17 protein-coding genes are annotated in these 19,208 nt (G+C 60.1%); 10 read left to right on the plus strand and 7 right to left on the minus strand.

Annotated elements, in window-relative coordinates; translation table 11 throughout:
* Window positions 1-114 precede the first annotated feature (114 nt).
* A complete protein-coding gene (locus V3W27_RS18415) occupies window positions 115-585 on the plus strand; it encodes a DUF1289 domain-containing protein (RefSeq protein WP_007965774.1) in 471 nt (156 codons plus the stop codon).
* Window positions 586-686: 101 nt separating this feature from the next.
* Here the strand turns inward: V3W27_RS18415 and V3W27_RS18420 are convergent, their stop codons facing one another.
* Window positions 687-1,550, minus strand: a complete 864-nt coding sequence (locus tag V3W27_RS18420) for a universal stress protein (protein ID WP_330207212.1) — start codon at window positions 1,548-1,550, stop codon at window positions 687-689.
* 159 nt (window positions 1,551-1,709) lie between these two features.
* Between V3W27_RS18420 and V3W27_RS18425 the strand changes: the two genes are divergently transcribed.
* From V3W27_RS18425 to V3W27_RS18435, 3 genes are all read left to right on the plus strand, one after another.
* Window positions 1,710-2,318, plus strand: coding sequence for a tRNA-(ms[2]io[6]A)-hydroxylase (locus V3W27_RS18425; protein WP_003224098.1), 609 nt, complete (start codon window positions 1,710-1,712; stop codon window positions 2,316-2,318).
* 147 nt (window positions 2,319-2,465) lie between these two features.
* Complete coding sequence (locus tag V3W27_RS18430) at window positions 2,466-3,173, plus strand: response regulator (RefSeq protein ID WP_027613172.1); 708 nt, start codon at window positions 2,466-2,468, stop codon at window positions 3,171-3,173.
* Window positions 3,174-4,460 (plus strand): ATP-binding protein, encoded by a 1,287-nt coding sequence (locus V3W27_RS18435; protein WP_027613171.1) that lies wholly within the window; start codon window positions 3,174-3,176, stop codon window positions 4,458-4,460.
* 118 nt (window positions 4,461-4,578) lie between these two features.
* Here V3W27_RS18435 and V3W27_RS18440 read toward each other — a convergent pair whose 3' ends face one another.
* Window positions 4,579-5,067, minus strand: a complete 489-nt coding sequence (locus tag V3W27_RS18440) for a GFA family protein (protein WP_330207213.1) — start codon at window positions 5,065-5,067, stop codon at window positions 4,579-4,581.
* 209 nt (window positions 5,068-5,276) lie between these two features.
* Between V3W27_RS18440 and V3W27_RS18445 the strand changes: the two genes are divergently transcribed.
* The 3 genes from V3W27_RS18445 to V3W27_RS18455 all read left to right on the plus strand — a co-directional run bounded on the left by V3W27_RS18445 (window position 5,277) and on the right by V3W27_RS18455 (window position 8,482).
* Window positions 5,277-6,161, plus strand: a complete 885-nt coding sequence (locus V3W27_RS18445; RefSeq protein ID WP_103367851.1) for a LysR substrate-binding domain-containing protein — start codon at window positions 5,277-5,279, stop codon at window positions 6,159-6,161.
* Between the two features lie 99 nt (window positions 6,162-6,260).
* On the plus strand, window positions 6,261-7,382 hold the full coding sequence (aguA, locus tag V3W27_RS18450) for an agmatine deiminase (RefSeq protein WP_330207214.1): 1,122 nt from the start codon (window positions 6,261-6,263) through the stop codon (window positions 7,380-7,382).
* Between the two features lie 2 nt (window positions 7,383-7,384).
* Window positions 7,385-8,482 (plus strand): extracellular solute-binding protein, encoded by a 1,098-nt coding sequence (locus V3W27_RS18455; RefSeq protein ID WP_330207289.1) that lies wholly within the window; start codon window positions 7,385-7,387, stop codon window positions 8,480-8,482.
* A gap of 105 nt (window positions 8,483-8,587) precedes the next feature.
* On the opposite strand, the gene V3W27_RS18460 is transcribed toward V3W27_RS18455, so the two are convergent.
* Genes V3W27_RS18460 through V3W27_RS18470 form a run of 3 tightly spaced genes read right to left on the minus strand, consistent with a single transcriptional unit; the run spans window position 8,588 to window position 11,118 of the window.
* Window positions 8,588-9,205 (minus strand): DNA-3-methyladenine glycosylase family protein, encoded by a 618-nt coding sequence (locus V3W27_RS18460; RefSeq protein WP_330207215.1) that lies wholly within the window; start codon window positions 9,203-9,205, stop codon window positions 8,588-8,590.
* A 1-nt stretch (window position 9,206) separates the two neighbouring features.
* The gene (locus V3W27_RS18465; RefSeq protein ID WP_330207216.1) at window positions 9,207-10,004 is read right to left on the minus strand and encodes an isocitrate lyase/PEP mutase family protein; all 798 of its coding nucleotides are present in this window, start codon (window positions 10,002-10,004) and stop codon (window positions 9,207-9,209) included.
* Window positions 10,005-10,035: 31 nt separating this feature from the next.
* Window positions 10,036-11,118 (minus strand): bifunctional transcriptional activator/DNA repair enzyme AdaA, encoded by a 1,083-nt coding sequence (locus V3W27_RS18470; RefSeq protein WP_330207217.1) that lies wholly within the window; start codon window positions 11,116-11,118, stop codon window positions 10,036-10,038.
* Between the two features lie 108 nt (window positions 11,119-11,226).
* Here V3W27_RS18470 and V3W27_RS18475 point away from each other — a divergent pair, with 108 nt between their 5' ends.
* Complete coding sequence (locus V3W27_RS18475) at window positions 11,227-11,640, plus strand: VOC family protein (protein WP_330207218.1); 414 nt, start codon at window positions 11,227-11,229, stop codon at window positions 11,638-11,640.
* Here V3W27_RS18475 and V3W27_RS18480 read toward each other — a convergent pair.
* Window positions 11,637-12,257, minus strand: coding sequence for a LysE family translocator (locus V3W27_RS18480; protein WP_330207219.1), 621 nt, complete (start codon window positions 12,255-12,257; stop codon window positions 11,637-11,639). The genes V3W27_RS18475 and V3W27_RS18480 overlap by 4 nt on opposite strands.
* Window positions 12,258-12,531: 274 nt before the next feature.
* Here V3W27_RS18480 and V3W27_RS18485 point away from each other — a divergent pair, with 274 nt between their 5' ends.
* Both V3W27_RS18485 and V3W27_RS18490 read left to right on the plus strand, forming a co-directional pair.
* A complete protein-coding gene (locus V3W27_RS18485) occupies window positions 12,532-13,146 on the plus strand; it encodes a biliverdin-producing heme oxygenase (RefSeq protein ID WP_330207220.1) in 615 nt (204 codons plus the stop codon).
* Complete coding sequence (locus V3W27_RS18490; RefSeq protein WP_330207221.1) at window positions 13,143-15,389, plus strand: ATP-binding protein; 2,247 nt, start codon at window positions 13,143-13,145, stop codon at window positions 15,387-15,389. Before V3W27_RS18485 ends, V3W27_RS18490 begins: the two co-directional genes overlap by 4 nt.
* 65 nt (window positions 15,390-15,454) lie before the next feature.
* On the opposite strand, the gene V3W27_RS18495 is transcribed toward V3W27_RS18490, so the two are convergent.
* A complete protein-coding gene (locus V3W27_RS18495; protein ID WP_330207222.1) occupies window positions 15,455-19,153 on the minus strand; it encodes a hypothetical protein in 3,699 nt (1,232 codons plus the stop codon).
* Window positions 19,154-19,208 lie beyond the last annotated feature (55 nt).

Here is a 19,208-nt window from a genome sequence, read left to right on the forward strand (position 1 = left end):
CGCGGGCGAGGCAAACCGCGAGCCAGCGCTTGCCCCTGACGTTTGAGGGGTGATCAATGCCCGACAAAGGGCTAACATGCCGGCCTGTTCCGCGTTTCAGTGTTTTGCCAATTTATGCCCAATCAGACCATCAAGACCCCCTGCGTCGGCCTCTGCTCCACTGTTTACGGAGATCTGGTGTGCCGTGGCTGCAAGCGTTTCCACCACGAAGTGATCCACTGGAATGGTTACGGCGAGGAGGAAAAGCGTGCGGTGTGGTTGCGTCTGGAGCAATTGCTGTCACAAGTGATGGCGAGCAAGGTCGAGATCTTCGATCCGGCGCGCCTGCGCCAACAGCTGGAGCAGCGCAAGATCCGCTTCGTGCCGCATCAGTCGGAATATTGCTGGGCCTATCAGCTGATTGCACGCGGGGCGCGGGTGATCATTAATCTGGAAGCCTACGGGATGGTGTTGCTGCCGGAGTTCCGCGACTGGAACCTGCCAGAGTTGCGCGATGCCATTGATCGGGAATTCTTCCTGCTGTCGGAAGCGCATTATCAGCGCTACATCGCCCCCGGCTTCCTGAAAGACGCCTTCGGCGCCTGAAGATCAAAAGCTTCGCGAGCAAGCCCGCTCCCACAGGAGATTGCATTCCAAATGTGGGAGCGGGCTTGCTCGCGAAGACTGACTTTCAAACGCCGCAGTCCTTAATGCTTCACCGCCAACTCCACCAGATGATCCTCAACCTCCTGCGGCTTGAGCACCAGCACGTCGCTTTCCAGCGCATCCAGCACCACTTCGGCGGTATTGCCGATCAACGCGCCCGACAACCCGGTGCGCGCCACGGTGCCGATCACGGTCACCGCCGCCTGCAGCTTGTGCGCCATGAACGGAATCAGCACATCCGCCGGGCCTTCCTCGATATGCAGATGTTCATCATCCACATCGAACTCCGCCTGAAACGCCCGGCATTGCTCGCGATAACGCGCTTCGATGGTTTCGCTCAGCTGTAACGCCGGGTCGGCCGCCGAGAGCATGGGTGATGGATGCGCGCTGATCACATGCAGATGCGCCTTGGCGAGGCTGGCAATGTCGTAGCCGTGATCAATGATCGTGGTGTGCAAATGCCGGTGTTCGCCATCGGCATTGCCCACGTCCACAGCCGCAAGAATCACCCGGTCTTTCCAGGAAGTGGATGTTTTTACCAATAGCACCGGGGTCGGGCAGTGCCGCAGCAGTTTCCAGTCCGCCGGCGTCAGCAGGGCCTTTTTCAGCGCACTGTCGGGATAGTGCTGCTTGACCACCAGCCCGCAGCCTTCGGCCTGCTGCACATCGATGATGGTTTCATGCAGGCTCTCGTTCCACGCCTGTTCGGTGGTCGCGCTGTAGCCATCCGCCAGCAGCGCGGCTTTGAGCACGCCGAGCATGCCGGCGTGGTCGTGCTTGCGGTCGCACACCAGCAGGTGCAGATGGGCCTGGGTCACGCCGGCGATCAACTTGGCGCGCTTGAGCGCCAGGCTTTCCGAATGTTCAGGTTCGATGACCACCAGAATGCTGCGAATGGCTTGCATGAGCGGAGTCTCCAGCAAAGAAAAGGCACGGCGTTGCACAACTATAGTTGCTGCTCATGCGCCTGCGACTTGATACATATCAACGCCTGCGACTGGTGGTCTGCGGGCAGGCCGGTATAATCGGCGGCCTTTGCTCGTACACCTTTTACCGTGAGCCCCATGATCCTTCCCGAAATCCACGAATTCCTTGGCTGCCGCACGCCCGACGCCTGGGTCCAGGCGGCACTGGCCGATCAGGAAACCCTGCTGATCGACCACAAGAACTGCGAGTTCAAGGCCGCCAGCACCGCGCTGAGCCTGATTGCCAAGTACCATTCCCACGTCGACCTGATCAACATGATGTCGCGTCTGGCCCGGGAAGAACTGGTGCACCACGAACAAGTCATGCGCATCATGAAGCGCCGCAAGATCGAACTGCGCCAGCTGCATGCCGGGCGTTACGCCTCGAGTCTGCGCAAAGTGGTGCGCAGCCACGAACCGGTGAAACTGGTGGATACGCTGGTGGTCGGCGCGTTTATCGAAGCGCGCAGTTGCGAGCGTTTCGAAGCGCTGGTGCCGCATCTGGACGAAGAACTCGGCAAGTTCTATTTCGGCCTGCTGAAAAGCGAGGCGCGGCACTTTCAGGGTTATCTGAAACTGGCTTACCAGTACGGCGACGCGAAGGACATCGCTCAGGTGATCGACAAGGTGCGTGCGGCCGAGCAGGAGCTGATCGAGTCGCCGGATGAAGAATTCCGCTTTCACAGTGGTGTGCCGGCCGCGGCCTGAAACACAAACTGTTAAAAATTCTTAAGAGTATGAAATATCACCGAAAACCGGCCCCTGCGGCCGGTTTTTGCTGCCCGAAACAACGCCTCGCCGACGAATCCCGCCATACTGTCGCCCACTTCACACATGGGTTGGCAGACGGTCGTTATGGATAACCTGGGTTTTGGCAAAGTCCTGCTGGTCGAAGACGATGAGCGTCTGGCCACGTTGATTGCGCACTTTCTCGAACAGCATGGCTACGAGGTGCGCGCGGTGCATCGCGGTGATCTGGCGGTGGCCGCGTTTCTCGAGTTCCAGCCCAAAGTGGTGGTGCTCGACCTGATGCTGCCGGGGCAGAGCGGGCTGCACGTGTGCCGGGAGATTCGCAGTGTGTCGGACACGCCGATTGTCATCCTTACCGCCAAGGAAGACGACCTCGACCATATTCTCGGCCTGGAATCCGGCGCCGACGACTACGTGATCAAACCGATCAAACCGCCGGTTTTGCTCGCGCGGCTGCGCGCCTTGCAGCGGCGGCAGATGCCGGAAGCTGGCGTGGTCAGTGCGCTGGAGTTCGGGCGCTTGAGCATCGATCGCAGCTGTCGCGAAGTGCGTCTGGCCGGCGAGATCATCGAAATGACCACCATGGAATTCGAGCTGCTGTGGTTGCTGGCCAGCGCCGCCGGCAAGACCCTGTCCCGCGATGACATCCTCAATCGCATGCGCGGTATCGCTTTTGACGGGCTCAACCGCAGCGTCGACGTGTACATCAGCAAGTTGCGCAACAAACTCAAGGACAACCCACGCGAACCGGTGTGCATCAAGACCGTGTGGGGCAAGGGGTATCTGTTCAATCCGTTCGCGTGGGAGCTGTAGATGCTGCGGTTATTCCTCGGGCTGTTTCTGGTGATGACGGTGGGCCTGGTCCTGGCCCTGCAAACTGTCGAGCGTACGTTCGATGCCTTGCTCGACTATCAGATGCAGGACTACAACCGCGAGGCGGTGCGTGGTCAGGCCTGGACGCTGGGGGAGTTGCTGCGCAACCTCGACGGCCCGGCCCGTGAAAAACAATTGCAGGCCCTGCGCCCGCACTATGGCCTGGGGTTGACCTTGGTCGACGCCGATCAACTGGCGCTCAGCGACGAGGAAAAAGCCGAGCTTGCTCAAGGCTTGCTGGTGATCCGCGACAAATACACCCAATACATTTCAGCCATCGACGGCGGCTCGCAACTGCTCAGCATTCGCTTGCCCGCCGAACCCAGCCTGATGCCGTTCTACATTGCCGGTGCCTACTTGATGATCGCCGTGCTGATCGGCTGTGTGTTGTTTTTCTGGGTGCGTCCGCACTGGCGCGATCTGGAAAAACTGCGTCTGGCCGCCGAGCGCTTTGGCGACAACGACCTGTCGGTGCGCATTCAACTGTCCAAGCGCTCGAACATTCGCGATCTGGCTGAACACTTCAACCTGATGGCGGCGCGCATCGAGAGTTTGATCGCCAATCAGCGTGAGCTGACCAACGCGGTTTCCCACGAACTGCGCACGCCGATTGCGCGATTGTCGTTCGAACTCGACCAGCTCAAGCAGCAACCGGACGCCAGCCAGAACCGCGAACTGATCGCCGACATGTACGCCGACCTTGGCGAGCTGGAAGAAATGGTCTCCGAGCTGCTGACCTACGCCAGCCTCGAACGTGGCGCGACGGTGATCAAGTGCGAAAACATTCAAGCGGCCAACTGGCTCGACAGCGTGGTCGGCAGCGTGGCGCTGGAGGCGGAAGCGGCGGGGGTGCAGTTGCTGATTGGTGACTGCCTGCTCGACACCGTACGCATCGAGCCGCGCTTTATGGCGCGCGCAGTGATCAATCTGCTGCGCAACGCCATTCGTTATGCCGAGCGCCGTGTCGAAGTGACGCTGGTGCGCAGCGGCGATTACTACGAAGTGCGGGTCAACGACGACGGTCCGGGGGTGCCGGTGGAAGGTCGGGAGAAAATCTTCGAGCCGTTCTCGCGGCTGGATGCCAGTCGCGATCGGCGTACCGGCGGTTTCGGCCTGGGTCTGGCACTGGTGCGGCGGGTGTCGCAGTCCCATGGCGGGCAGGTCGAGGTCGGGGAATCAGTGTGGGGTGGGGCGTCGTTCCGGATGACCTGGGCGCATCTGGACTGATTTGTGTAGACAGGTTGGGCCCTATCGCGAGTAGGCTCACTCCTGCATTTGGAATGCATTCCCTTGTAGGAGTGAGCCTGCTCGCGATAGAGCCATCAATCACAACACAACCCCCTGCTTATTTGACCAACCCCAACCGCTCATGCCACTGCGCAATCGACTCCTCGGGATACACCGCAAACTGCTTGTCCTTGGGTTTCGCATCCACCTCGACCCAGGGCGCCTTCGACCCCAGCATCAAATGTGTGTGCTGCGGCGGCACCGGCAGTGGCGTATCGATGGCCGAGGCGAATGGATGAATCAACTCCGGCCATTCCGGGCTGAACAGCCACAAGCCGCTGCCGCACTGTGAGCAGAAATGCCGCTCGGCGGTGCTGCGATGGGCACGTTTTTCACCTGCTTCCTTCATCTTCGCGTGGTAGATGCTGATGTGCTTGCGCCCCTGAGCCTTGAGGCTGGCCGCATCGCCACCGAGGTTGATCGCATAGCCGCCACCGCCCTGAGTCTTGCGGCAGATCGAGCAGTAGCAGCGTTGATAGGGGTAGGGATGGGCGCTGGTCAGGCTGAAAGTGACGGCGCCGCAATGGCAGGAGCCTTCGAGGTGCATGTGGGGCCTCCGGTTGGCTGAAGTGGGTGCGGTTGAGCCTAGAAGATTTGTGGTGATCATGTTGACGCCTTCGCGAGCAAGCCCGCTCCCACAGGGGAACGCATTTCAAAATGTGGGAGCGGGCTTGCTCGCGAAGAACGATAACGCGGTGCCACTGGACGCCTGCTCAAGGCCCGGTCAGCATGTCCCCAAAAAAGGCACCCCAACCCATGCGAAGACTCCCCTCACTGGCGGCCCTGCGAACCTTCGAATGCGCCGCCCGCCACGCGCATTTCGGCCGGGCTGCCGCCGAGTTGTGCGTCACCGACAGCGCGGTCAGCCACCAGATCCGTCAACTCGAAGAGCAGCTCGGCGTCTCGCTGTTCATCCGCGAAGGCCGGCAGATTCGCCCGACCATCGCCGCCGGACGCCTGATGCAGAGCCTGCAGCAGGCTTTCGAACTGATCGGCGAGGCCTGCGATGAACTGCGCGATCCTTCCTCGCTGGCGGTGTTGCGCCTGGCGGTCACCGCCGAGCTGGCGCAAAAGTGGCTGATGAACCGCCTCACCGATTTCTACGTGCGCTATCCGCACATCACCCTGCATCTCTACGAACAGCCGATCGACGCCAGCGCGCCGGGCGAAGACATCGACCTGGCGATCACCTACGGCACCGGCCCGGTGGACAGCAGCGCCTATTTCGTGCGGCCGTTGCCGGCGCTGCAGTTCTTCCCAGTATGCAGCCCCGGACTGTTCAACCAAGGCACTCTGAAAACCCCGAAAGACCTGGCGCGCCACTGCCTGCTGCACGACGATCAGGACGGCAAGACCTGGACCGCCTGGCTGACCAGTCACGCCGGCGATCTGCGCCCGCAGCGCCAGTTGTATTTCGCTCACGCCGGTCTGGCGCTGGAAGCGGCGGCACAGGGGCAGGGTGTGGCGATGGGCGACAACCTCACCGCGCAGGAGGACTTGCTCAGCGGGCGGCTGGTGCGGCCGTTCGCATCGAGCATGACCGCGCTCGGCCAGTACGCGCTGGTCTGCGAACGGCTGCGCCTGGAGCGGCCGGCGGTGGCGCAGATGCTTGAATGGTTCAACGATCAACTGGCCGATTGATGAGTTGAATTCAACTGTTCCGCAATATTCATCGTTGGCGGGCCAGCCGTCCGCGACCGTAGCCTGTGGTCATTCCCAACCCCAAGACGAGGTTTGACCATGGCACGTTTGCTCGACTCCACCCCCAAGCGCGACGGCTTCCGTCTGCCCGGCGAATTCGAAGCCAAGTCCGGCTGCTGGCTCGGCTGGCCGGAGCGCACCGACGTGTGGCGCAACGGCGCGAAACCGGCGCAGAAAGTCTGGGTGCAGATCGTCACCGCCATCGCGCAGAGCGAACCGGTTACCGTGTGTGCCTCCGCCGCACAATTCGCCATCGCACGCCGGCAGTTGCCGCCGCAAGTGCGTGTGGTCGAGATGACCTGCAACGACACCTGGTTCCGCGACAGCGGCCCGTGCTTTGTGGTCAACGACCAGAGCGGCGAAGTGCGTGGCGTCGACTTCGAATTCAACGCCTATGGCGGCCTCGACGGCGGGCTGTATTACCCGTGGGACAAGGACGACCAGATCGCCAGCAAGATCCTCGAAATCGAACGCTTCGACCGTTACCGCGCACCGCTGATTGCCGAACTCGGCGGCATCCAGAGCGATGGTCAGGGCAGCATCCTCACCACCGAACAGTGCCTGCTCAACCGCAATCGCAACCAGCATCTGGGCAAGGACGAAGTAACCCGGCGCCTGACCGATTACCTCGGCGCCGAACAAGTGATCTGGCTGCCACGCGGCTGCAAGTTCGACGAAACCGATGGCCATGTCGATGACCTCGCCTGCTTCGTCCGCCCCGGCGAAGTGGTGCTGCAATGGACCGACAACCGCGACGATCCGCAGTGGGAAATCTATCAAGAGGCCTACGACATCCTGCGCAGCACCCGCGACAGCCGTGGCCGCGAGTTGATCGTGCACAAGCTGCCGCAACCGGACGTGCTGGAGTGGACCGCCGAAGAAGCCGAAGGCCTCGATCAGCAGGACAGTACCCACATCCGTCAGGCCGGCACCAGAATCTGTGCGTCGTATATCAACTACTACGCCGGCAACAGCTCGATCGTGGTGCCGCTGTTCGGTGATCGCAACGATCAGGTAGCGCTGGCGACTCTCGCCGAGCTGTTCCCGCAGCACAAGATCGTCGGCATCGAAAACTCCCGGGAAATCCTTCTCGGCGGCGGCAACGTCGCGTGCATCACCATGCCGCAATACGCCGGCACGCCAAACATCAAGGGGGTGTGATGATGGGCCTGCACAAACTGACTCAAGCGTTATTGCTGGTGCTCGCACCCCTGTGTGTGCAGGCCGCCGACACCGCCAGACCGGTGGTCAATCTGTACATCTGGGGCGAGTACCTGGCCCCGGATACGCTGAAGAACTTCGAGGCGAAAACCGGGATTCAGGTGGTCGCCGATCACTTCGATTCGCTGGAAACCGTGGAGACCAAACTGCTCACCGGGCGCAGCGGTTATGACCTGGTACTGACCGCCGGCCAGCACCTGTCGCGGGCCATTGAAAGCGGTGCGATCCAGCCGCTGGACAAGGCGCGGGTGCCGCACTTTGCCGGGGTTGGCGAGGAGTTCCGCCAGCACATGGCGGTGTTCGATCCGGGTAACCGCTACGCCGGGATTTACGCCTGGGGCACCACGGGGGTGGGCTATCAGGAACAGGCGATCAAGCAGCGTCTGCCGCAGGCGCCGACCGACAGTTGGGCGATGCTGTTTGACCCGGCCGTGGTGGCGAAATTTGCCGATTGCGGGGTCAGTCTGCTCAACGATCCGAACGAAGTGTTCGCGGCAGTCATGAAGTACCTGGGCCTGGACATCAACCGGCAGAACCTTGATGACTTGAAACTCGCCGAGCAGCAACTGGCGAAGATCCGCCCGTACATTCGCTACTTCGACAACGATCTGAACATTAGCGACCTGGCCAACGGCAACACCTGCGTGGCGATGTCGTGGAATGGCAACGTGGCGATTGCGGCGGGGCAGGCACAAGCGGCGAACAAGCCGTTCCAGCTCAGTTACCGCATCCCCAAAGAAGGCACGTTGATCTGGTTTGACGCCATGGTCATTCCCAAGGATGCGCCGCATCCGCAGGCGGGGCTGGCATTGATGGATTATCTGATGACGCCTGAGGTGATCGCGCCGATCACCGACACCATCCACTACGCCAATGCGATCACGGCGGCGGATGGTCTGGTGGATGCATCGATCCGTAATGATCCGGGGACGTATCCGTCGGAGGCGGTGCGGGCTTCGCTGTACAGCAAGAATGACAATGGCAAGGCGTTCAACCGGGCTTTGATTCGGGCGTTCAGCAAGTTGAAGTCAGGTCTTTGATTTGAGGTTGAGTCGACGGGCGCCTTCGCGAGCAAGCCCGCTCCCACATTTTGAAATGCGTTCCTCTGTGGGAGCGGGCTTGCTCGCGAAGAACGATAACGCGGTCTAGACCTTGGCAACGCGCCACAAATACCAAGCTGCCACCGTCCGATACGGACTCCACGCCAAGCCGATCTCGATCATCTGCCTGCGCGTCGGCTGTACCTCCAGCGCCTTCAAGCGCCGATAGCCCTCGCGCACGCCAAAATCATCCGCCGGCAGAATATCCATGCGCTCCAGGCTGTAAATCAGCAGCATCTCCACGGTCCAGCGGCCAACCCCGCGCAGGCTGACAAGGCGTTCGATCAGCGCTTCATCGTCCATCGCCAGCGCGGTGGGATAATCCGGCACCACACCGTCCAGCGTTGCCCGGGCGATGCCCTGAATGGTCGCAATCTTGCCCGCCGAAAAACCGCAGCCGCGCAGCTGATCGAAGTCGGTCGCGAGAATCTGTTCCGGCCGGGGAAACGTCTGCCCCGGAAACAACGCCACCAGACGACCGACAATTGCGTCCCCAGCCTTGGCGTGCAGTTGCTGATAAGCAATCGCCCGCACCAGCGATTCGTAAGGATCACGCGTCGGGTGCGGTTGATGCAGGCACGGGCCGACGGCTGCAACGTGGCGCTGCCAGTCCTCGTCGAGCGCGGCCAGAAATTCGCTGGCCGCCTGATAACGATCCGGCATGCTATTTCAGCAGTCCGTTGACTTCGCCGTAGGTCAGCGCCTTCAGGTCGTGGGTGTCGAGCTTGCCGCTGGCGAGGAAGCTTTTCACCAGCGAACCCATCGCGCCGTAGAGGAACTCGGCGATCCCGGACCCGGCGCTCAAGCGCCGCACGCCCAGAGCTTGCAGCTCGGTCGGCGACGGCAGGCAGGCGAAGCCGAGCACGTTCACCGGCAGTGATGTGCCCTTGCAGATTGCCTCGATTTCATAAGCGGCGGTCACGCCAGCGGCAAACAAGCCATCGGCCCCGGCGGCCTGGTACAACGCTGAACGGTGCAGGGTTTCGGCGACGCGATCCTCGGCCGGTACCAGGCCCTTGAGGTAGACGTCAGTGCGTGCGTTGATGAACAGCTTAACACCACGCTTCTGAGCGATCTGCCGTGCTACTTCGATCTTGCGCGCCAACAGTTCCGGGGCGCCGCTGCCGTCCTCGATATTGATCCCGACCGCACCGGCGGCGAGCACCGCGTCGACCACTTCGGCCACACGGCCAAGGTCATCGGAATAACCCGCCTCGATGTCCACGCTCAGCGGCACCTGGATCACCCGCGCGATGGATTCCACGGTTGAGATCAGCCGTTCAAGGGGCAGGGTGTTGCCGTCTGGATAGCCATGCGCCCAAGCGACTGCCGCGCTGCTGGTGGCGACCGCTTTACCGCCTGCATGCTCGACCAGTCGCGCGCCAGTGGCGTCGGCGACGTTAGTCAGGATCAGCAGACCTTCCTGGTGTAACTGGTGGAACCGAGTTTCGAGCGCGTTCATCGAAATCCCTTCTTGTGAGTGGAGCGAAGTGTCAGAAAGCCAGTGGTTGCGTGAGCTGCACCGCAGCGTTTTCCAGCCTCAGCAAAAACGCCTTGCGCGGCTGTCCACCACCATAGCCGGTCAGCGAACCGTCCGCACCGATCACCCGATGGCACGGAACCACGATCGACAGCCGATTGTGCCCATTGGCCAAACCTACCGCGCGACTGGCGCCGGGTTTGCCCAGGCGTGAGGCGATGGCGCCGTAGGTGCTGGTCTGGCCGTAAGGAATTTGCAGCAGTTGCTCCCAGACTTGCCGGTCGAACGCGCTGCCGGGCAGATGCAGCGGGACGCTGAATGCACTGCGCGTCCCGGCAAAATATTCGTTGAGTTGCTCTTCGATCTGCCGCAAAGGCGCGTTGTGTCCCGGGGCGACCACGTAGCCATGACGGATTTGCAGCTCTTCGACTTCGCGGGTCAGCGCCGGGCGATCGAGAAACTCCAGCAACACCAGTCCGCGACGTTCGGCCATGGCGATCATCGGCCCCAGCGGCGTGGTCAGGCGGGTGAACAGCAGCGGTTCACTGTTGGCCGCGCGGCCCGGGGTGATGTGGAACGACTTCTGGAATGCATCGCGAAAACCGCTGAGCGATTCGTAGCCGGAGTCGAACGCCGCATGGTCAATCGAGGTGCCTTGTTTGATCCCGCCCAGCGCCATACCGAGCCGGCGCGTGCGCAGCCACGCATGAAAGGTCATGCCGAAATGCTGCTTGAACCAGCGCCGCAGCTTCAGCGGTTCGATGCCTTCGGCCAGCAGTTGCGCATCGCTCCAGCGCATTTCCGGGTCGGCATCGACGGCGGTGAGCAGGCGCTGCACCCAGTCGGGGGCGATGGCTGCGGCGTCCAGCGGCTTGCAGCGCAGGCAGGCGCGATAACCGGCGCTCAAGCACTCATCGGCATGGGCGAAGAATTCGACGTTCTCCGGTTTCGGCTTGCGCGCCGTGCAGCTGGGGCGGCAGAAGATCCCGGTGGTTTTCACGGCCGTGAAGAACACCCCTTCGTAGGCGGTGTCGCGTTCGAGCATGGCGCGAACCATCTCGGCGTGGGGCGGCAGCAGTGCGTTTTGTATGTTCATGGCCTGAGCTTAAATCCAGGTTTTCGATGGCTCCACCGAAAAATCGACAGTGAATTTTTTCGATTCTGCACCACAATCAGCGGGTCACCGACTCAATGGAGCCAACCCATGCAGCCGTTCATCATTCAACACCTCGATCACATCGTCCTGCGTGTCGCCGATCTGCAACGCAGTATCGATTTCTACCGCCAGGTCTTCGGCGCCGAGGTGGTCAGGCACAACGAACCATTGGGTCTGGTGCACCTGCGCGCCGGCACCTCGATGATCGACCTCGTCGACTTGCAAGGCGAACTGGGCAAAAAGGGTGGCGGGGCGGCCGATACCGAGCGGCGCAACGTCGATCACTTCTGCCTGTGCATCGAGCCGTTCGATGAACCGGCGCTGACCGAGCACTTGCAGGCGCACGGTCTGACCGTGGAAAAAGCCGCCAGACGCTTCGGCGCCGAGGGCTACGGCCTGTCGCTGTATTGCTTCGACCCGGACGGCAATCAGGTCGAACTCAAAGGCCCGTCCGAGGCTTAAGCACGTTTGGCGAACAACAGCACTGAAGCGGCCGCCGACAGCAGCCCTGCACAGCAACGGTTGAAGACCCGTTTGCCGCGCGGCTCGGCGAACCAGCGGCGCATGTGCAGGCCCATCCACGCGTAGGCGCCGATGGCAATCCATTCCAGCAGCAGAAACAGCGCGCCGAGCACGGCGAATTGCGCCGGCACCGGGCGGCTCGGATCAACGAATTGCGGCAGAAACGCGGTGAACAACAGGATCGCTTTCGGATTGCCCGCCGCCACCAGAAACTCCTGACGTGCCAGCCGCCAGAACCCCACCGACGCTCCGGCGACCTGCTGCTCGGCCTCGGGGTTGGCGCGCCACAGTTGCCAGGCCAGGTACAGCAGGTACGCCGCGCCAATGATCTTGATCGCATGGAACAGCCATTCCGAGGTCTGCAGCACCACCGACAGCCCCGCGCCGGCGAGGGCAATCATTGCGGCGAATGCAACGATTCGCCCGATACCGGCGGCGCAGGCCCGACGATAACCATAGCGGGTGGCATTACTCACCGACAACAGGTTGTTCGGGCCGGGGGCCATGTTCAGGGCGAAACAGGCCGGGAGAAACAGCGAAAGCGTGGCGAGATCCATGGGCTTGGGCTCCAGAAGCGATGACGCTTTTTTATCACAGGCGGCGGGCGCGCTGACCCGTACAGTCACGCGGTGCTGTCGCGGTACAGCATTGGCAGCCTCTTTGATCGAGTCGAACTTTTCTGATTCTTCAGAGCTCTGAAAGGTCTGAGGGCGATGGTTTCGTCAGAAAAATCTGTGCGCCAAGTCAGAAAAAGGCGTTTGCCGTGTAATATTCGTCCAAAGCTGCAAACACCCTGCCGGCCCCGAAGCGGCCCCACCAAGAGCGATCTACATGCAAGCAAAGGCCCGTGAAGTTTATGTGCCACCGGTGCTGCAAGATCTGCGAGCCGGCACTGCCGAACTGCACATCGCACTGGAAAAACGTCTTCCTTTTTTCTCCGATACCCTCGATTCGAACGCTTTTGTACGGTTGATGCAGGCCTACTACGGCTTTTATCGACCGCTGGAAAGTGCAATGCTCGACAGTGGCGTGATCCCGGTCGATTTCGATCTTGCGCCACGTCTCAAGACGCAGATCCTGCTCAATGATCTGAGGGCTCTGGGCCTGATGCCCGAGACTATCGCCCATCTTCCATTGTGTCAGTCGTTGCCCGTGATCGACTCCAGCGCTGCCTGCCTGGGGGTGATGTACGTGCTGGAAGGGGCAACCCTCGGCGGGCAGATCCTGCGCCGCGAAATCGCCTCGCGGTTGAGCCTGAATGCCGACAATGGCGCGGCATTCCTCGACATCTATGGCGCCGCCACCGGCCGCCGCTGGCGCGCTTTCATTGAATACCTGGGCAGTCGACCGCTGGATGCGGACGAACGTAAAGCCGTTGTTGCGGCGGCCCAAACCACATTCAGCTGTTTCGAGCGCTGGCTCGACAGCCGGGAGGTACTGGCATGACCCCGCAAGACCAAGAAGCCTTTGAAGAACTGCTGGCCAACTGTGCCGACGAACCGATTCGCTTTCCCGGGGCAATCCAGCCCCACGGCCTGTTGCTGACTCTGAGCGAGCCGGCGCTGGACATCATTCAGATCAGCGCCAACGTCGAGACCCTGCTGGCACGCCCGGCGCAAGAACTGATCGGCCAGCCACTGCACGAATTGCTGGGTGAGACGCACGCGGCGGTCGTGCGCGAGGCGTTGCAACAACCGGTATTTGCCGATGCCGGACCGTTGCATTTCCGGCTCAACGGCACCGCGTTCGAAGGTCTGCTGCACCGTCATCAAGGCGTGTTGATCCTGGAACTGGAAATCCACGTCGAAAACTTCCAGCCGCGTAACGTCGCCGGCAACCAGACCCATCTGGGGCGCATGCTCCAGCGTCTGCAAGCGGCCACCTCGCTGCAGGCGCTGTATGACATCAGCGTCAGGGAAATCCAGGCGATGACCGGTTACGACCGGGTGCTGATCTACCGCTTCGAAGAAGAGGGCCACGGTCAGGTGATCGCCGAGGCGTCCGATCCGTCGATGGAAGTGTTCAACGGCCTGTTTTTCCCGGCCTCGGACATCCCCGAGCAGGCGCGCGAGCTGTACCGCACCAACTGGCTGCGGATCATTCCGAATGCCGATTATCAGCCAGTGCCGCTGGTGCCCAAGCTGCGCCCGGACACCCAGACCCCGCTGGACCTGAGTTTCGCCACCCTGCGCAGCGTCTCGCCGATTCATTGCCAGTACATGAAGAACATGGGCGTGCTGTCGTCGATGAGCATCTCGCTGCTCAAGGGCGACAAGCTCTGGGGCCTGATCAGCTGCGGCAACCGCCAGCCGCTGCATGTGCCGCATGAACTGCGCAGCGCATGCCAGACCATCGGTCAGGTGCTGTCGCTGCAGATCAGCGCGATGGAAGCGCTGGAAATCAGCCGCCAGCGCGAGGAGAAAGTCGAGGCGTTGGCGCTGCTCAATCAGGCCATGATCGACTCGCCGGAAAACGTCTTCGACGGTCTGGCGCAACAACCCCAAGTGCTTATGGCGCTGGCCGGGGCCGGGGGCATTGCGATCATCGAAGACAAGCAATTGCACCGTTACGGCAATTGCCCGGAGCCAGAAGACATTCGCGCCTTGCACAAGTGGTTGCAGGAAACCGGTGAGCCGGTGTTCGCCAGCCATCATCTGGCGAGCGTCTATCCGCCGGCTGCGCAGTTTCAGCAAGTGGCCAGCGGCGTGCTTGCCATGAGCCTGCCCAAACCGGTGGACAACGGGGTGATGTGGTTCCGTCCCGAGGTCAAGGAAAACATCAATTGGAGCGGCGACCCGCGCAAGCCGCTGGATCTGGAAAACTCCGACGCCGGCCTGCGTCTGCGCCCGCGTACTTCGTTCGAAATCTGGAAAGTCGAGATGGCCGGGATCTCCACCAAATGGAGTCATGGCGATCTGTTCGCGGCCAACGATTTGCGCCGTTCGGCACTGGAAAACGACCTGGCGCGACAGGTACGCCGCGAGCAGGAGGCGGTGCGCGCCCGTGATGAACTGGTGGCGGTGGTTTCCCATGACCTGCGCAACCCGATGACCGTGATTTCCATGCTCTGCGGCATGATGCAGAAGACTTTCAGTTCCGACGGCCCGCACACCTCGCGGCGCATCTCCACGGCTATCGACACCATGCAGCAGGCGGCCGGGCGGATGAACACGCTACTGGAAGATCTGCTCGACACCTCGAAGATCGACGCCGGGCGCTACACCATCGCCCCGCAGACCCTGGATGTCGGGCAGATGTTCGAGGAGACCCAGTCGCTGCTCGGGCCACTGGCGCTGGACAAGGACATCAGCATCTCCTTCCAGGCCGATCCCGACCTGAAAATCCACGCCGACCCGGAGCGCCTGTTTCAGGTGCTGTCGAACCTGATCGGCAACGCGATCAAGTTCACCCCGCGCAAAGGTTCGGTGGGCGTGTTGGCCAAGTCTGACGGCAAAGAGATCGTGTTTACCGTGCGCGATACCGGCGAAGGCATTCCCAAGGAAAACCTGGCGCGAGTGTTTGACCGCTACTGGACGGTGAAGGAGGGCAACCCGACCGGAACCGGACTGGGCTTGTACATCACGCAGGGGATTGTTGAAGCCCACGGCGGGCGCATCGAGGCCAGCAGTGAGCCGGGTGAGGGCACGGAGTTTCGGTTTACGGTGCCGGCGATGATCGGGAGCGAGTGATAGCCATACGGCAAGACAAGAACAGCCCGGCGGGTGAATGCCGGCCGGGCTGCTGCTACTCCTGATCAGAGATCTGACAGTGGTCCATCGACGCCATGAATTGCGTTGAACGCTTCTTTCGAAACCGGGTTGAAACGGTTGCGTCGTAGCTCGCTGATTGCGAACAAAGCACGGCCTGTGCGGCCATTGCCGTCACCGAACGCATGGAAACCCACAACCGCACCGAGCAGTTGCTTGCCGAAGTGTTCATGAGCGGGGTTCAGTAGTTTCAGGTGATCCTGCATCAACGCAAAGCCACTGATGTCGCTAACATACTTTGCCTGATTCAAGCCCACGCGAATGGTGTCGGCGGTGGCGGGCGCGATACTAAGATGTAACTGTGCAATGACCGCAGGATCGGTCAGCGACTTGTTGCTGGCCGCGTATTCGCGCAGTATCGCCACGATGCTATCGAAGTCGTTACCTTGCGAGTTCGATGCATAAACAATCCATGCACCGGCGCGCTCGGCATTATCGCTGAGGCCTCGAATGTTGTATCGCGATTCTTCCAATATCCCATTGTAGGGGGCTGCGCCCAGGTCCTGTTTCAGCAGATTCTGCTGATAAGTTTTGATGTAGTTGGCTTTGCGCACTTCGACCTCGGTGACCGTTGCCAGCAAGGTTGAATATCCATTGCCTAGCGTACGTGTAGAACTGTAGTCGAACGGATTTTTGGACATGAAGGTTTTTAGCAGCTCTTCCACAGCTGTTTTGCCAATCAGTTTCTCAAGCTCTTGAGTTGATTGCAGTTTACGTGTGGTCTCGAAAATTGAACTCTGGAAAAGGTGATCCAGCTCAAGAGCGCTGACATCCTTGGGAAGCGCAACGGTCTTGTCAGTCAGCCGGGCCAGGATCTGGCTTGTGCTCTCGATGGTGTCATCCTTGAACAACGCTCTGGCATGCGCCACCGTCGGCAACGTCATGCGAATCTCCGCTGCAGCTCCGGTCTTGCTCAGGGCTTTGACCAGGTCGTACGAGCCGCTGCTGGTACTGCTCAGCGCTCGAAGTTGTCCGGCGCCGGCCCGGGTGATGGCATAGCCGAAATGACTGAGTTTCATCACGCCTTTGCCGACCAGTCTGGCACCACCGTAAACCAGCTTCGGAACGCCATCGAGCGGATTGAACACCGACAGCGCAACGCTTGCGCCGACCTTGCTCAGGCTTAACAGTCTTGTACTGCTGCCCAGCGCCTTGCTGAACGGCCCGATGGCTCCGGCAAAGACAAAGAGGATCGCGGTAAGGTCCATGACGCAACTGAATATCGCGCCGCTGCGAAGATCCGGATCACTGGAGGACAGGCCTCTGATGCATTGGCGGAATGGAATGACGATGTCGAGAATGGTTTCGGTGACGTTGTCCCAGTCATCATGTTTCTTCTCCAGCGGGGGCTTGTCGTAACTGGTTGCATAAAACTGGTCGTAATGGGTCGGGGGATTATGTTCGGCAATGATTTCGCCGATCTTGTTGAAGCGTTCCGAGTTGAAACTGTGCAGTGGACTGCGCGTCAAGGGTAGAGCGTCGTCAGGTTCATCGAATTCGGCAAACCGTTCGAGGATGATTCCTGGTCTGTCTCGCGACTCCTCGCCCAAAGGGGGCTCGCCTTCGAAGTAGGCGCTTTTCTCGATTCGCGTGGAAAGATACGTCTGCGATTTGAAGTCGCTGTTGCCATTTGGCCATACGGTAAACCATCCGATTTCATCGAGTGTCTGGCCGCGAATGTAAACTTCAGCCAAGGCCGGATTATTTCGGCAAATGCCTTGCAGGGGGAATATTTCAAAACAGTAAAACTGCAATCCATACTTGCAAAACATCATATTGCCAAAGCGCGCAGTTTCGCGTGGGTCAAAAGGTACATAGTTGCTGCCTATCTGGATTGGCATAGAAAAATCGCGAACGCTGAATATGGCCACCTTGCCAAATTCAAGTGCCATCCGTTCTTCCACTGGCAGTCGTGAAAGTGCCAGGCGCACTGTGGTATTGATGGCCGCCTGGTATTGCTTGAAGTGTTCCTTTACTTTTGCCTTGTAAATGTCATTGATTGGCTCGAGTGTCAGCAGATCCGGGTGCGCCTTGTAGATACTTGGGCCGGATTGCCTGTCATAGTCCTTTTTGAACAACAGGTTGCGGGTCATATAAACATCAAGTACGGAATGATAGTTGCGTTTGAATCCGTGTTCGACCGGCAACGCTATTTGTGTCGTCGGGTCGCAACCAATGTCGTTCAGCTCGGCTTTCGCCAGCTTGCGCCGGCTGACCGGCGGGGTGGCGATCGTTGTCAGCGCTGCGCTGATCGCTTCGATGTGAGCGTTGTACTGCGTTGCAGCCTGCTTGAATAGCGTCTCGGTTGGCAGGTCATGGGCATTTTCCGGCTCCAGGCCATTGAGCATCGACCAGTCCAGGATGCCTTGCAGGTTCGCCCAGTCATGCAGGGTCTGCTGTTGCGCACTGGTGGGCAAGATTGCACCCAATTCAAGCAGTTTGTCATAGGGCATCTGACTGGACAGGCCAGGCGCGATGCTCTCGGCCAGACGTACCGATTTGCGCAGAATGACCCAGCCTGGTGTGCCTATCTGCAGCGTCGCGGGTGTCCTGACCAGCAACTCCGGCGCAAGTCCGGCGAGGATCAGTTCCAGCGTCATGGGAACTGCATATTCCTTGATGCGTCGGCGTCCGAGTGCCTGTTCCAGTGCCAGATTGACCTCGTGGGAGGTAGCCTGTACGTAACCTGGGTTATAGATATTCTGCTCGATGAAGTTCTGGTTCTTGTCTTCGCGACCCAACGACAAATCGAGCATGACCGCTGCGACCAGCAGGCGACTACGCTGCTCTGTGCTCAGCACAGTCGCATTGACCATGGACGGCTCGTTCAACGCTTCGAAGCAGGACTGGGCGAAGGCTTTCGCTTCTTCGGTCTCGATCAGCAATGCCCAGGCGCGACGCGGGTATTCACGCAGGGCTGTCGGCGTCTCTTTCTTGAGCAGTGCACCCGCCAGATAATTGATCAGCGGTTCCGTGCGCGGCTCGCCCTTGTCCATCAACTTATGGATGACCTGATAGATAGTTGATTGCTGATCCTCATCGATGCACAACTCTGTTGCACCGGTTTCGTTGGATGTCCCCCAATAGTTGCCATGCGTGGGCGCCGGTGGCAACGTCAGTTCCAGCCAGGCGATCAGGTTTTCAAACTGTTCCACGGTCTTGGGCAGGTTCAGTTGCTGGAACTGTAGCCAGTTGAGCAACGGCAGACGGTCGCCTGAAGACACGATGTCACCCGTCATGACTGCACTTCTGGCCAGCAGTTGCAGGTCGGATTTAAACGAATCAATCGCGTTGACCTGCTGGGTGATATCGATGCGCTCGATAAACGTCCCGTCGGTTTTTTCGACTTCATGGACCTGAAAGATTTCGCCCTCTTTATTGACCAGTGTCCAGTTGTCATCATTGATTTTCAACGCGTCGACGATTGCAACGAATTGCGGCTGCCGTACCAGTTGGCGCAGGACGATATGTGCCGAGAAATGCGCTTGGTTGAATTGACTGCCCTCAAGAATCGATATGGACAGTTGCTCACCATCGATCAGGCTGGTTTGGTGATAATAGTTGCGACTGTCCTTGTCTTTCTCCAGCTTTTCGAGTGTTGCTCTCATTGTCTGCGCGATAGCGCGTCGTTCAAGTTGCTCACTTGATAAGGGGGCAGAGGTAAAAAGATTGGTTAAAGTTGTCATTGGATTTCAGTCCATCCATGGTTTATAGGTGGGTCAATAAACGAGAGCGGCGAAA

This window comes from Pseudomonas sp. AM14(2022), assembly GCF_036346455.1.
Taxonomy (GTDB): Bacteria; Pseudomonadota; Gammaproteobacteria; order Pseudomonadales; family Pseudomonadaceae; genus Aquipseudomonas; species Aquipseudomonas putida_A.